A 14,623-nucleotide genomic window follows, 5' to 3' on the forward strand; every position below is an offset into this window, starting at 1 on the left:
CATGGCCAATGTTTCCATTCGCGAACTTGCAATCGATTTCGGCAGCGTCAGCGTCCTGAAATCGCTCAATCTTGAGATACAATCCGGCGAGTTCATCGTACTCCTCGGCCCCTCCGGCTGCGGCAAGTCGACCTTGCTCAACGCCATTGCCGGGCTGACCGATATCACGGACGGCCAGATCTGGATCGGCGACAGGAACGTCACCTGGGAGGAACCGAAGGACCGCGGCATCGGCATGGTGTTCCAGTCCTATGCGCTTTACCCGACGATGACCGTCGAAGGAAATCTCTCCTTCGGGCTGCGCATTGCGGGCATGGCGAAGGAGGAGATTGCCGAGCGTGTCGACCGCGCCGTGCAGATCCTGCAGATCGACCCCTTGCGCAAACGGCGACCGGGGGAGCTTTCCGGCGGCCAGCGCCAGCGTGTCGCCATTGGCCGTGCGCTGGTGCGTGACGTCGACGTCTTCCTGTTCGACGAGCCGCTCTCCAACCTTGACGCCAAGCTCAGAACCGAGCTGCGTGTCGAGCTGAAGCGCCTGCATAGCGGCCTCGGTTCCACCATGATCTACGTGACGCATGACCAGATCGAGGCGTTGACGCTCGCCGATCGCATCGCCGTCATGAGCGGCGGCGTCATCCAGCAATTCGCCACGCCGAAGGAGATCTATCGCCGTCCGGTCAATCGCTTCGTGGCAGGCTTCGTCGGCTCGCCATCGATGAACTTCCTGTCGGGGCAGGTGGCGAGCAATGGCGGCATGCCGGCGTTCATGTTGCCGGATGGCCGCGCGATCGACCTCAACGGCTACGAGTTTTCCGGCACGCCGGGCGAGGGCCGCAAGGCGACACTTGGCGTTCGGCCCGAGCAAATGCAGTTCCGGCCCGCGAGCGGGCGGGCTGCCAGCCTGCCGGCGACGTTCACCATCGTCGAGCCCATGGGCTCGGACAATCTGATCTGGGGCCAGGTCGGCGGCGAAACACTGTCGGTGCGGATCGATGCCGATGAGGATGTCGCACTCGACACCGAGCAGCCGGTTTATTTTCAGCCGGCGCTCGCGTCGTTGTTCGGGGAAGACGGGCAGCGTCTATAAGATGCGGTGCCGCGCGTTGGACGAAGCGTGCGGCACAATCTTCATGCCCTGACTTCGAAGATCATGTTGAACGGCGTTTCAGTCGCCTTGCGGAAATGCGAATAGCCCGCATCCATGGCAACCTTGCGCAGTTTCAGCTCGCCAGCCTGCGCGCCCAGACCAAGCCCGACCTCCTGCGACAGCGAGGCTGGCGTACAGATCATCGTTGAAGCCCCGTAGTAGACGCGGCCGACGGGGTTGAGATTGTCCTTCAGGCAATCATGGGCGAAGGGCTCGACGATCATCCAGGTGCCGTCATCGGCGAGGGTTTCCTTAATATGTTTGCCGGCACCGACGGGATCGCCCATGTCGTGCAGGCAATCGAACATCGCCACAAGATCGTAGTCGGCAGCCGGGAAGTCCTTGGCGGTCGCCTGTTCGAACGTGATACGGCCCGCAACGCCCGCTTCCTGCGCCGCAGCTTTCGCTCGTTCGATGGACGGGAGATGGTAGTCGAAGCCGAAGAAAGTCGAGTTCGGATAGGCTTCTGCCATCAGGATGGTCGAGGCGCCGTGGCCGCAGCCGACATCGGCGACGATCGCGCCGGCCTCGAGCTTTTCCTGCATGCCGTCGAGCGCCGGTATCCATTCCGAAACGAGATGGCTGTTGTAGCCTGTCCGGAAGAAGCGTTCCGTGCCGCGAAACAGGCAGGTGCTGTGCTCATGCCAACCAAGGCCGCTGCCGGTCTTGAAGGCGTTGACGACCTTCGGCTCGTCGATCCACATGGATTGAACGACATCGAAAGCGCCGGCGAAAAAGGCAGGGCTGTCTTCCTCCGCAAATACCATTGCCTGTTCCGGCGTCAGGTAGAAGCGCTCGGTCTTATCGTCATAACTGACATAGTCGGCGGCTGCCTGAGCTGACAGCCATTCGCGCACATAGCGTTCTTTCACACCGACTTTGTCGGCCAAATCGGCCGAAGTCCTTGGCGTTCCGTCAGCCATGGCCTTGAACAGGCCCAAATGGTCTCCGAGCGTTACCAACACGCCTGAGACCGCCGCGCCGAGATCGCCGACCAAGCGCCCGACAAGGGTATCGAGTTTCTGCATATCAGGTTCGCGCATGACATCCTCCCATCAGAATTGATGCAGCGTTCCGTCACGATGTATTCGGATAGGGAAAGATACTCCCAGGCTGGAGGGCAGGCAATTACGCCATCCGGCTGAACACGCCAGGCCCTCGCCCTGAAAAGTAGCGCAACCTATTGATGTGATGTGTTATTTTTGGAGGTCCAAAAGAGAGCTCACGCCTCAGTTGGCGCGCGCCAGCTCCTTTTCCAGAACTGAGAGCAGGCGCGGATCGTCGGCGGTTACGTCGGGCGCAAAGCGCGCGGCAACCTTGCCGTCGCGGCCAATCAGGAATTTCTCGAAGTTCCAGACGATGCCGCCATTGTCGCCGGTGTGCAGGCCGCGATCGGCGAGGCGGGCACGCATCGGACCGTCGCCGATGGTCTCGACGCCGGATGCGATCAGGCTGTCGTACAGCGGATGACGCTCGTCGCCAGTCACTGCGATCTTGGAGAACATCGGGAACTGCACGTCGTAGGTCAGCGTGCAGAAGTCCAGAATCTCTTTGTCGGTGCCTGGCTCCTGGCCCTTGAAATCATTGGCCGGGAAGCCGGCGATGACCAGACCTTCGCCGCGCTTTTCTTCATAGAGCTTTTCCAATCCTTCGTACTGTACCGTCAGGCCGCATTTGGACGCGACATTGACGACCATGATGACCTTGCCGCGATAGTCGGCAAGCGTCGTATCGCTGCCGTCGATCCTCTTTACCGGAATATCGAGCACGCTATCGGTCATATCATTCACTCCAGATGAGACGGAAAACAGGATGCCGATATTTGCCCGGAATTCGGTGGCGTCAAGGTCAGAATGCGCGTCAGGCAGCCTCCTCCATTCGAACCAGATGGCCCTGCGAGACTTCGCGGTAGTGTCGCGCGGGTGGCTGATAGCCGACGGGGCGCACCGGGCTCTTCAATTCGTCGACGGCGAGGTTGCGCCGGATGCCGCGCCGGGATGGATCCGGTACCGGGACGGCCGCCATCAGCTTCCTCGTGTAGGGATGCTGTGGATTCTCGAAAACCGACGCGCGCGGGCCGATCTCGACGATCTCGCCGAGATACATGACGGCGACGCGGTGGCTGACGCGCTCGACCACGGCCATGTCGTGCGAGATGAAGAGATAGGAGAGATTGAGGCTCTGCTGCAGATCCATCAGCAGATTGCAAACCTGCGCCTTGATCGACACGTCGAGTGCCGAGACGCTTTCGTCGGCGACGATTACTTTCGGATCGAGCGCAAGCGCGCGGGCAATACAGATGCGCTGACGCTGGCCGCCGGAGAATTCGTGTGGATAGCGGCTCATCATGTCGGCCTTTAGCCCGACGCGCTCCAGAAGATCGGCGGCTTTTTCCCGGGCTTCGGCGCGCGTGCCCAAGCGATGCTCGATGAAGGGTTCGGCAACCGCAGCGCCGATCGTCATACGCGGATTGAGGCTCGCGAACGGGTCCTGGAAGATCATCTGGATGCTGCGGCGCATCCGGCGCAGATCTAGCGTATTGAGCTTCATCACGTCATAGCCGTCGAGGCGAACCTCGCCGGATTTGGGATTGATGAGGCGCATGATGGAGCGCCCCGTCGTCGACTTACCGCAGCCGGATTCGCCGACCAGCGACAGCGTTTCCCCTTGTGCAAGATCGAAGGAGACATTCTCGACCGCATGGATCGCGCCCGTTGGGCGGGCCAGCAGGCCGCCACGAAGATCGAAGCGGGTGACGAGGTTCTTCACCTCGAGCACCGGTGTCTTGCCGTGATCGACGGTATCCGCGAGCGCCTTCGGTTCGCTGCGCTCGCCAGTGCTTGCGTCGACGACCGGGAAGCGCAGCGGCTGCGGCTGATCTTTCATGGAACCGAGGCGCGGCACGGCTGACAGCAGGGCGCGGGTGTAAGGATGCTGGCCGCGATGAAAGATATCGTCGGTCTTGCCGGTCTCCACCGCTTCGCCGCGATACATGACGATGGTGCGGTCCGAGATTTCGGCGACGACGCCCATGTCGTGGGTGATGAAGAGGACGGACATGCCTTCCTCTTCCTGCAGCACCTTGATGAGATCGAGGATCTGGCCCTGGATTGTCACGTCGAGCGCGGTCGTCGGCTCATCGGCGATCAGGAGTTTCGGGCGACTGGCAAGCGCCATGGCGATCATCACGCGCTGGCGCATGCCGCCGGAAAACTGGTGCGGATATTCGTCGAAGCGCGAGGACGCGTTGGGGATGCGCACTTTCTCCAGGAGGCGGATCGTTTCGGCTTTTGCCTCCGCCTTGGAAATATTGCGATGGCAGGTCAGCGCCTCGGAAATCTGCCGGCCGATGGTGAAGATCGGATTGAGTGAAGTCATCGGCTCCTGGAAGATCATCGCGACGTCCTTGCCGCGCACCTTGCGCATCTCGGCCTCCGGCAATGCCAGGAGATCGCGGCCGTTTAGCCGGATCGAACCTTCGGTGCGGCTGTTTGCTCTTGCAAGAAGCCGCATGATCGAGAGCGAGGTCACGCTCTTGCCGGAGCCGCTTTCGCCGACGATGGCGACCGTCTCTCCCGGCATGACATCGAAGGAAATGTCCTTCACGACCTTGCGCCACTCGCCATCGACGAGAAACGACGTGGTGAGATTGGAGATGGAAAGAACAGGCTGGGTGTGTGGATTGGTCATCTGCGCTGCAACGGTCGGCATGAAGTTCCCTTTTATGATTTTACCATTGGTCAGGCTTCAATCGCGATTGCTCACGATGGGACTGCCATCGTGGCACGGGAGGCTGAAGGGCGACCTTCGGCAATCCTCTTGGCCTCAAGCGCGGCAATCTTTTCGTCGACCTCGCGGCGGTCGGTCATCCCGCTGGGGTTCTGCCGCGTCGGCATGGTTTCTGCGACATGCAAATAGCGTTCCTGCGCAACTGTGTAGAGCCGCTCGAGTTCGGTCAGCGGATCGGCGCTGTCGTCGACTCGGATGTTCAGCCAAGCGTAATCCTGGTCACGGTGGATGACGAGTGCTGCCGATTGCTTGCCACGCTTATCCCCGCCTGCATCTTCGCCCGCCCGCATGGCTTCGAGCAACCGCTCCGCAAGTGGTTTGCCTGCGGCCTTCTTGAAGGTCGCAAGCGTTTCCGCAATCACCTGCGGTCCAGCCAGCATGTTGCCGGCCACCGATACATTGTCGTCGACCAGATGCCCCGCCCAATCGATACACCTGGCGCCGGTAAAGGCGGCATTGTTGCCCTTGTTGTCGATCAGGTGAAACTGCCGCTGTTCGCGGCCTTCGTCGCGGGCGCTCAGCGTTTCCAGAATTTCATGGGGCGCATGCCCGGATGCCAGCATCGCAAGTCCGTCGATGCCGTAAAGCGGGCTGGCAAAGGCCTGCGTCGCAACCGCGCCGATGCCGCCGCGAATATGCGGCACGATGCTGCCGACGGCAAAGAAGCGCGTGGCGACGGCGATGGCGAGATTTCCGGTTTCGGGTTCTCGGGCAACGATCGACCATGTCATCGGCTCTATCTCCCAACGGCATAGGCTTGCATCAAACGAGGTGTTGCCGCTGCGCGCAAGAGGCCATCGGCGTCGCGCCGTGCGGCGGTCAGCCGACCCACGGTCCACTCCGGTGCGACGGTCAGCTGGTGGCCTCTCTTGCGGAGCGTATCGAGCACGTCAGCGCCGAAATTCGCCTCCGCCGTCAGGCCACCCGGTTCGCGGGTGCGCGGATAGAAGGAGCTCGGGAAATGCGTGCTGTGGAACAGCGGCTTGTCGATCGCTTCCTGCAGGTTCAGCCCATGATGGACATAGCGCAGGAAGAAGGAGAGCTGCCACTGCTCCTGTTGATCGCCGCCGGGCGTGCCGAAAGCGAGCGTCGGGCGTCCTTCATGCAGTGCCATTGTCGGGGTCAGCGTCGTACGTGGCCGCTTGCCCGGTGCCAGCGAGGAGGGCAGACCCGGCTGCAGCCAAAACATCTGGGCGCGAGAATTGAGGCAGAAGCCGAGGCCAGGAATGATCGGCGAGGATTGCAGCCAGCCGCCCGATGGCGTGACCGAGATCATGTTGCCTTCGCGGTCGATGACATCGATATGCACGGTGTCGCCGCGCTTCTCGGTAAGATGCGACATGGTGGGCTCATAGACCGCGCCGCTCTTGGCTTCCGGTGCGTCGAGCATCGCCATGGTAAGATCGTACTGGCTTTCAAAGCCGGGCAGCTTGCCGGGGCGCAGGGCAAGCGACGCCTCTGACGAAACCAGCCGGCGGCGCTCGTCGGCATAGGCGTCCGACAGTAGGGTTTCGAGCGGTACGCGCGTGAAATTGGGGTCGCCGTAATAGACCTCGCGATCGGCAAAGGCGAGTTTCATGGCCTCGGTCACGGTGTGGACGAAATCGGCGCCGGCGGGATCCATGCCGGCCAGATCGAAACCCTTGAGCAGCGACAGTGTCTGGAGGAAGACGGGGCCTTGACCCCAGGGGCCGATCTTGGCGACCGTCCAGCCGTGATAATCATAGGTCAGCGGCGCCTCGACCGTCGCCTGCCAGTTGGCCATGTCGTCGGCGGTCAGCACGCCCTTGTGGCGCCCGCCGCTTGCATCCATGACCTCCGTCTTGCTGACATAGCTGTCGATGGCTTCTGCGACGAAGCCGCGGTAATAGGCATCGCGAGCGGCTTCGATCTGCGCTTCGCGATCGCTCTTGCTTTCCGCTTCCGCGACAACACGCTTCCAGGTGTCGGCAAGAACCGGGTTCCTGAAATTGGACCAGGGTTCGGGCGCAGCTCCCCCCGGCAGCCAGGTCTCGTAGGAGGTCGGCCATTCCTTGCGGTAGAAATCGGCAAGACCTGCGATGGTGGCGGAGACGCGCGGCAGGACTGGATGGCCTTTCTCCGCATAATGGATCGCCGGTTCCAGTACGTCGCGGACGGTCAGCCTGCCGTAATCGCGTAGCATCAGCATCCAGCCATCGAAGGCACCGGGGATGACGGTGGCGAGCAGGCCATCGCCGGGGATCAGTTTCAGCCCCTCGCGCCTGTAATGCTCGATCGTCGCGCCGGCCGGTGCCGGGCCTTGGGCACAGATGACCTCGACCTTATCCTTCTTCTTGGAATAGAGGATGGCTGGCATGTCGCCGCCCGGCCCGCAGAGATGCGGCTCGACGATCTGCAGCACGAAGCCTGTAGCAACGGCCGCGTCGAAGGCGTTGCCGCCCTTTTCGAGAATGCTCATGCCGACGGCGGATGCGATCCAGTGCGTCGACGTGACGACGCCGAAGGTGCCGAGGATTTCAGGGCGGGTGGTGAATGCGGTCATTGGGGGCATCCTTTTGAGTTTATTCATGCTTCGCGCGGGTCGAGCGCATCGCGCAGGCCGTCGCCGAGGAGATTGAAGCCGATCACGACGAGAAAAATAGCGGCACCCGGCCACATGGCCATCCAGGGCGCCTGTTCGAGATAGTTCTTGGCGACATTGAGCATCGAGCCCCAGCTAGGGGCAGGCGGCTGCTGGCCGAGCCCGAGGAAGGAGAGGCTCGCCTCGGCGATGATGGCGGTCGCGATGGTGAGTGTTGCCTGCACGAGGATCGGAGCAAAGACGTTGGGCAGGATATAGCGGGAGATGATGCTGAAATGGGTGAGACCGATCGAGCGGGCGCCCTCGACATAATCCTCCGTCTTGACCGCCAGCACCTGGCCGCGCGTCAGCCGCACGAAGACCGGCGTTGCGGACAATCCGATCGCGATCATCGCGTTGGTGAGGCTCGGGCCGAGGAAGGCGGCAAGCGCAATAGCGGTGATAAGGAATGGCATCGCCAGGAAGGCCTCGGTGATGCGCGAGATGATCTGGTCGATCCAGCCGCCATAGTAGCCGGAGATGAGACCGAAGGGCACGCCGATCGCGACCGCGATGGCAACCGAGAAGACGCCGGCCATCAGCGATGCCCGTGCGCCCCAGATCATGCGGGAGAGAATGTCGCGGCCGAGATCGTCGCTGCCGAGCCAGTGTGCGGCGGATGGCGCCTTGCGGATCGCAGACCAGCTGGTTGCGACCGGGTCCGGAATCGGCAGGAGCGGTGCAAGCGCAGCAAGTGCGGTAAAGAAAAGGATGATGGCAAGTCCGACCAAGGCCCCCTTGTTGGCCCTCAGCTTCCGCCAGGCCCGATTGGGAGCGCGCTTGGCGGGAGGGGCTGCAGCGGCCGTCTGAACGATGGTGCTCATAGGGCTGCCCTCATGCGCGGATTGAGGAGGACGTAGAGAATATCGGCAATAAGGTTCATGGCGATGAAGCCGATGGCCGTGCAGAGCACCACGCCCTGGACGACGGCGTAATCCCGGTTGAAGACCGCATCGACGATCAGCTTGCCGAAGCCGGGGATGGTGAATATCTGCTCGGTCAGAACGGCACCGGCCAGGAGCTCTCCGAACAGCAGGGCGCTGACGGTGACAACGGGCAGGATGGCGTTGCGGAAGCTGTGCTGCAGCACGACGGCCATCTCCGGCAGGCCCTTGGCGCGGGCAGTGCGGATATAGTCGGCGCTGAGCACGCTCAGCATCGACGAGCGCGTGTGGCGCATCAAGGTGGCAGCAAGCGCATTGCCGAGCACGAAGGATGGCATCAGCATCGTCTGGATGGAGCGCCATGGATCTTCGAAGAAGGGTTGGTATCCCGAGGCCGGCAGCCAATGCAGCTTCACCGAGACCAGCAGGATCAGCATGATGCCGAGCCAGAAATTCGGCACGGACAGGCCGCACAAGGCGATGATGTTGGCGAGAAAATCGATGAAGCTATTCTTCTTCACCGCCGCCAATATGCCCATGGGAATGCCGATGGCGAAGGCGAAGATCATCGACATGACGGCGAGCTGAATGGTGACCGGCAGCTTTTCGGCAACGAGCGTCAGCACCGGTTGGTTGGTGCGCAGTGAAACGCCGAGATCGCCCTTGGCGACGCCCTGCAGCCAGTAGCCATATTGGTAGATCACAGGGTCGCTCAGGCGATATTTCTCGCGCAACAGCTCCAGCACCTGAGGATCGCGCTCCTCGCCTGCCATGGCTAGCACCGGATCGCCGGGCAGAAGCTTCTGCAGCGAGAAGACGAAGATCGAAATGATCAGAAGCGTCGGTATGGCGACGAGCAGCCTCTTTCCGATATAGCTATACATGGGCAGATCCTTGCCGCGATGTCGAATGTGAAAGCGCCATCCGGAAAGAAGCCCGCATGGCGCTCATAGCTCAGCCGCTTTTCTTCACGCCTACGAGGCGGATCATGCCGTCCGGGGAGGGCACAAAGCCGGACACCTTCTTATTGTAGGCCCAGATCCAGGCCTGATGCCCGAGAAAGATGATCGGCAGGTCCTGGCTGAGGATCGCCTCGGCCGCATCGTATTTCTGCTTGCGTACGGTGTTGTCCTGAGACTGGCGCGCCTCAAGCAGCAGCTTGTCGACCTCCGGATTGCTGTATTTGGAATCGTTGAGGCCGGCGCCTGTTGTCACGAACTGCTGGATATTGCCGTCCGGATCGGAGCGGCCGGACCAGTCGGATCGGCTGAGCTGGTAGTTGCCGCTCGACTGCGCGTCGAGCAGGGTCGCGAATTCCGTCGTCTTCAGTGTCACGTCGAAGCCGGCTTCAGCAACCATCGACTGGATGATCTGCATCATCTGCATCGATACGGGATTGTTGGCGACGGCGAGCTCGACCGGGATACGGTCGAAACCGGCTTCCTTGACCAGAGCCTTAGCCTTGTCGACGTCGCGGGCGGGTACCGGAATATCCTTGTCGAACCAGGGGCTGTTCGGTGCAAAAGGCTGGTTGCCGGCAAGCCCGGTGCCATCGAAGACGATCTGCATGGCGGCTTCGCGGTCGATTGCCAGCGAGAAGGCCTGGCGCAGGCGCTTGTCCTTGCCCATTGGATTGTCGGCGCGAGCGCCATTGCCGACATTGGCGTAGACGCCAAGCCAGCCGGTGCCGACAGCGTCGGCATAGACGAGATTGGGATCGCTCTTGACAGTGCCGGCATCGGAGGCGGCCACGCGCTCGATCATGTCGAGGTCGCCGGAGCGCAGGTTTGCAAGACGCACCGTTGTGTCGGGGATCGGCAGATAGGTTACCTTATCGATGAAGATATTGTCCTTGTTCCAGTAATCCTGGAATTTTTCGAGCACGATCCGGTCCTGCTGCACGCGCTCGACGAATTTGAAGGGGCCGGAGCAGACGGGATGGTCGCCGAATTTGGCACCGGCAGCCTTTGCAGCCGTTGGCGAAACCATCATGCCCGAGCGGTCGGAAAGCTGGGCAAGCAGCGTGACATCAGGCGCCTTCAGGGTGAAGGTAGCTTCGTATTCACCGGATGCTTCGACCTTGGCGACAGAGGAAAGCTCGCTCTTGCGGCGTGATTCCGGCATGGTCTGATAGCGCTGGATGTTGTCGACAACAGCTTGCGCATTGAACGGCGTGCCGTCCTGGAATTTCACGCCCTGGCGCAGCTCCATGACGAGCTGCTTGCCATCGGCGGACCATTTCCAGGATGTGGCGAGCTGCGGCACGAACTTCAGGTCCGGTGTTACGTCGACGAGCTTGTCGCAGAGCGCGGTATAGACGATGCGGCCGACGAAGGTGCGGGATTGAGCTGGGTCCAGCGCATCGGCATCGTCCTGCAGGCCGATCTTGAGTTCGACGGCGAAAGATGGCAGCGCGATCAGGGCGCCGGCGGCAAGCGATGCCATGAATTTGGCGATCTTCATTTCGTTCTCCTGTTTATCGTTTTCGTTCTTTGCAGTTTCGACCGGTTTCCTCTCCGGTCGTGGTGGGCAGGCCGGCTTTGGGGTCAGCCCACCTCCTCGGTCAGTGGCTCCTCAGCTTGCTGCGCATCCAGCGACGTGATGCGGATCAGGCTTTCCTGCAGCATCAGCAAATGTTCGCGCATGGCCTCGGCCGCCTTCATCGGATTGCGCGCGGCAATCGCGTCGATGATCGTCCTATGCTGGGCGTAGGAGACCGGGCGGGTCTTGTTGATGCTGCGGGCCAATTCGCGAATGGTTTGCCAGGCTTCGTCCTGGCGGACATGGTTGATGACGTCGAAGATGGTCAAAAAGAACTGGTTGCCGGCGCTTTGCGCGATCAGCCGATGCAACGCGCCATCCCAGAGTTCGCGGCTGTCGGCGTCGTCGCTGGCGGTGATCTTCTTTGCCAGTTCGTACATGCGGTCGATGTCGTCGGGCTTGGCGCGCATGGCGGCGAGCTGGGCGAGTTGCGGCTCGATACGCAGGCGGACTTCCATGACCTCCATGAGATCCGTGCCTGCCACAAGCGTGCTGACATGCTGGCTCCAATCGTCCGGTCGCTGTCCGACATAGGTTCCCGAGCCTTGGCGCCGCCAGACGTGGCCTTCGGCTTCCAGCACCTCGAGCGCTCGCCTGATCGCTCGCCGGCTGACGCCGAGGTTCTCCGATAGAGCCCGCTCCGTCGGCAGCTTTCCATCCGCCGGGAGATCGGCCGAATTCAAGAGCCCACGGAGCCTTTCCAGGGCATGAACCGAATTTTCCGGAAGGCTGTTGATTGCCATATTGAAAGGTGAACCAATTTGGAATTGGTCCAATAGAAGTTGAACTCGATCGTCTCGTCAAGCGCTTTTTTGTGCAATTTCGGCAATGCACAATGTTTGTGCGCAATGCAGAAAGGCGACCCGCAAAACGAGTCGCCTTCTTGAGATGACGGATCAACGATGTCCGCCCTCGCGGTTATGGGACTTGAGCTTCAGCGACCGACGGCGCGTGCCGAAATGGCTATCTCAGGCGTGAAGTCGAAATCCTTGTCGAAGGGATAGGTCGGCTTGGCCTTGCGCAGGCGCGGCAGGCGTTCGACGAACTGGTCGACGACACCGGGGGAGAGAGCCATCAGGTTCGGGTTGGCGATCGGCGCCAGTTCCGGCGAGAGGTAGCCGGATTTGACGACGATGATCTTCGCTTTGTGCGGATCAAGGCCGAGGCGGGTGAAATCGGCGATATTATGGTAGGGGCGGCGCTTGGCCGACAGGACGAGATCGATGCCGCCGATGGAGACGACGGCCTGTCTGTCGCTGGCTTCCGTAGTGTCCAGCAGGTACTTGATCGTAAAGTTACCCTTGACCGGCTTGCTGCCTTTAGTGTCGAGCGATGCGCCTACGGAGAGATCGAGGGTGGCGCCGATGCCAGCGGCATAGCATGCTTCCGTAGCAGCCTTGTCGGCGATGCCAGCGAAGATGACGCCTTCTGCACCGTTGGCAATTAATTCAGCCAGCACATCGGCACGGTCGCCGACACCGCCGCCCGTCGGGTTATCGCCGGATTCCGCCAGAACCACGGGCGCGGTCGTACTGGCGATTGCCTTCGCGACGCATTCCTCGATCGAGCCGATCTCCGAGCCGAAAACGAAATCCTCACGCACGTCCCAATAGGCCTGGGCCAGTCGTTTCGCCTCGCGTTCGAGTATGCTGCGATCCGTGCCGGTCATGATGGCAGCAGCCGTTGCGCGCGGCTCGTCGGCCCAGACATAGCCGACCATGAGCGAGGCATCCCAGACGCCCTCGATGGCGTCGATGCCGGGCAACATGTCGTAGAGGCTCTTGGCCGGCTCATCGACCGTACTGGTACGTTCGCCCGGCAGCACTACGGGGATCGGCGCCCAGAGCAGGATCGGCTTCACGCCGGTCTTCAGGCTTTCGGTCAGCATCTTGACGGCGCGGCGCATGGTTTCCTCGACATCGATATGCGGCGCTGTGCGATAGGTGGAGTACATGTCGAGCGCATCGATGATGCGCTGGGTGACATTGCCGTGCAGGTCGTAGCTTGCCGAGACCATGCAATCCTCACCGACGACGGCGCGAGCCGCACTGATCCAGTCACCCTCGGCGTCTTCCATACCTTCGACATACATGGCGCCGTGCATGGCGAGATAGAGTCCATCCAGCGGCAGCAGGGCCTTCAGCCCTTCCAGAAACTCCGCCTTGAAGGCTTCGTATGTATGACGGGCGACCGGGCCGCCGGCGATCGCTCTGGCATGGATGGTTGGCAGGAATTCGCCGTCATAATCCCTAAGGAAGGCGAAGTAGGGCGAGGCAGTCAGCTCCGCGCCGCGCAGAACGCGAAAATCCTTCTCTTCGTTCAGGACGGGATTGTAGGTGCTGCATTCGATGTGAATGCCTCCAACGGCAATACGCATGGGAACCTCAATAGGGGTTGGGACCAATCAGGAAATTATGGGCGGCAATGCTGGCAGCGCCCCGCGCCCAGACATCGCCATCGACACGCTGCGTGCGGATCGGCGTCTGGCCGGCATAGCGCGGCAATACGTTCGCCTCGACCGCCTGCCGCATGACGGTGCCGAAGAGGCGATCAAACCGGCCTTCGACATGGGTAATCAGGATTAGGCCGGGATCGTTGAACTGGATGAGATGCGCAATCGCAAGCCCAAGTGCGCTGCCGGCGCGGTGCAAGATGCGGATTGCGGTGGCACTGCCGAGAGATGCTTCCGTCTCCAAGTCGTCGAGGGATTGACAGGCGAGACCTTCCGCTTTTGCCATTTCCTTGATCGCCTTCAGCGAGGCCACGGTATCGAGACAGCCGCGCTTGCCGCAGCGGCAGGGCGAACCATTGAGCTCGATCGTGCAATGAGCGATTTCGCCAGCGCCGCCATGATTGCCGCGGTAGAGCTTGCCGCCGACGAAATGGGCGCACCCGATACCGTCATCGAAGGAAACGACGCTGAAATTCTGCACGTCACGGGCGCCGCCGAACAGCTTTTCGCTGACGGCGACCGCCTTGGCGTCGTTTTCGATAAAGGTGGCGATGCCGGTCTTCTGCCTGACGATACCGGCAAGCGGTACATCCTGCCAGCCGAGTAACGTGGATTTGACGCAGCTCGCTTGCTTTTCATCGACGAAACCGGAGAGCGCAACACCAAGGCCTGAAAGCTTTCGTCCGGCATCTTTACATTCGGAAAGCAATTTCGGCAGCGTGTCGGCGATCATTGCGGCGATGACATCAGGATCGCGCGACAGTGGCATCGTCTGACGCGCGACGATATTGCCGTTGAAATCGCAGAGAACCAGCGGCGCCGGGTCTTCGAGAAGCGAGATGCCGCCGAAGAAGGCGCCTTCCGGATGCAGGTCCAGCAGGATCGAGGGGCGGCCCTGTCCGTAGATCGTTTCCGTTTCCCGCAAGATGCCGAGGGAAATCAGATCGCGCGCAATCCCGCTCATCGCAGCCTTGCTCAGCCCCATGGAGGCTGCCAGAACTGTGCGGCTGGAAGGGCCTGATTGGCTGATGACCCGTAAGAGCTGCTGCTGGGAGGACGTTAGCAATTCGACGTTCCGCCTGGATTTTTGCTTGTTTTGCCGAGAATAAGTTCAGAAAATAAACAAAGCAACCATATTTGGTTTCATTGCAGCCCTAATCACGCCGCGCTGCAATGTAGCGGAAGAACGCACCGATTGCTCGACCTGC

General features: G+C 61.3%; 12 protein-coding genes. 1 reads left to right on the forward strand and 11 read right to left on the reverse strand.

Features of this window, described 5'->3' with window-relative positions; genetic code table 11:
* Position 1 precedes the first annotated feature (1 nt).
* Positions 2–1,087 (forward strand): ABC transporter ATP-binding protein, encoded by a 1,086-nt coding sequence (locus tag AC13QY_RS03110; protein ID WP_113389394.1) that lies wholly within the window; start codon positions 2–4, stop codon positions 1,085–1,087.
* A 41-nt stretch (positions 1,088–1,128) separates the two neighbouring features.
* On the opposite strand, the gene AC13QY_RS03115 is transcribed toward AC13QY_RS03110, so the two are convergent.
* The 11 genes from AC13QY_RS03115 to AC13QY_RS03165 form a co-directional block, all read right to left on the reverse strand.
* On the reverse strand, positions 1,129–2,190 hold the full coding sequence (locus AC13QY_RS03115) for a class I SAM-dependent methyltransferase (RefSeq protein ID WP_113329768.1): 1,062 nt from the start codon (positions 2,188–2,190) through the stop codon (positions 1,129–1,131).
* Between the two features lie 186 nt (positions 2,191–2,376).
* Entirely contained in the window at positions 2,377–2,928 is a 552-nt protein-coding gene (locus AC13QY_RS03120; protein WP_145634013.1) for a glutathione peroxidase, read from the reverse strand.
* Between the two features lie 79 nt (positions 2,929–3,007).
* Positions 3,008–4,858 carry an ABC transporter ATP-binding protein gene (locus AC13QY_RS03125; protein ID WP_173004575.1) on the reverse strand — a complete coding sequence of 617 codons (1,851 nt, stop codon included), beginning with the start codon at positions 4,856–4,858 and terminating at the stop codon, positions 3,008–3,010.
* A gap of 50 nt (positions 4,859–4,908) precedes the next feature.
* A complete protein-coding gene (locus tag AC13QY_RS03130; protein ID WP_145634015.1) occupies positions 4,909–5,667 on the reverse strand; it encodes a DUF1028 domain-containing protein in 759 nt (252 codons plus the stop codon).
* Between the two features lie 5 nt (positions 5,668–5,672).
* Complete coding sequence (locus AC13QY_RS03135; protein WP_145634017.1) at positions 5,673–7,460, reverse strand: gamma-glutamyltransferase family protein; 1,788 nt, start codon at positions 7,458–7,460, stop codon at positions 5,673–5,675.
* Positions 7,461–7,483: 23 nt separating this feature from the next.
* Positions 7,484–8,362, reverse strand: a complete 879-nt coding sequence (locus tag AC13QY_RS03140) for an ABC transporter permease (protein WP_113355826.1) — start codon at positions 8,360–8,362, stop codon at positions 7,484–7,486.
* Positions 8,359–9,306 (reverse strand): ABC transporter permease, encoded by a 948-nt coding sequence (locus tag AC13QY_RS03145; protein WP_145634019.1) that lies wholly within the window; start codon positions 9,304–9,306, stop codon positions 8,359–8,361. Before AC13QY_RS03145 ends, AC13QY_RS03140 begins: the two co-directional genes overlap by 4 nt.
* 70 nt (positions 9,307–9,376) lie before the next feature.
* Positions 9,377–10,885 (reverse strand): ABC transporter substrate-binding protein, encoded by a 1,509-nt coding sequence (locus AC13QY_RS03150; protein ID WP_145634021.1) that lies wholly within the window; start codon positions 10,883–10,885, stop codon positions 9,377–9,379.
* Positions 10,886–10,968: 83 nt separating this feature from the next.
* Positions 10,969–11,706 (reverse strand): FadR/GntR family transcriptional regulator, encoded by a 738-nt coding sequence (locus AC13QY_RS03155; RefSeq protein WP_113355829.1) that lies wholly within the window; start codon positions 11,704–11,706, stop codon positions 10,969–10,971.
* 191 nt (positions 11,707–11,897) lie between these two features.
* A complete protein-coding gene (locus AC13QY_RS03160; RefSeq protein ID WP_145634023.1) occupies positions 11,898–13,340 on the reverse strand; it encodes a M81 family metallopeptidase in 1,443 nt (480 codons plus the stop codon).
* 7 nt (positions 13,341–13,347) lie between these two features.
* Positions 13,348–14,481 (reverse strand): ROK family protein, encoded by a 1,134-nt coding sequence (locus AC13QY_RS03165; protein WP_488492720.1) that lies wholly within the window; start codon positions 14,479–14,481, stop codon positions 13,348–13,350.
* Between the last annotated feature and the right edge of the window lie 142 nt (positions 14,482–14,623).

The sequence above is a fragment of the Martinezella sp. CNPSo 3795 genome, assembly GCF_057784475.1.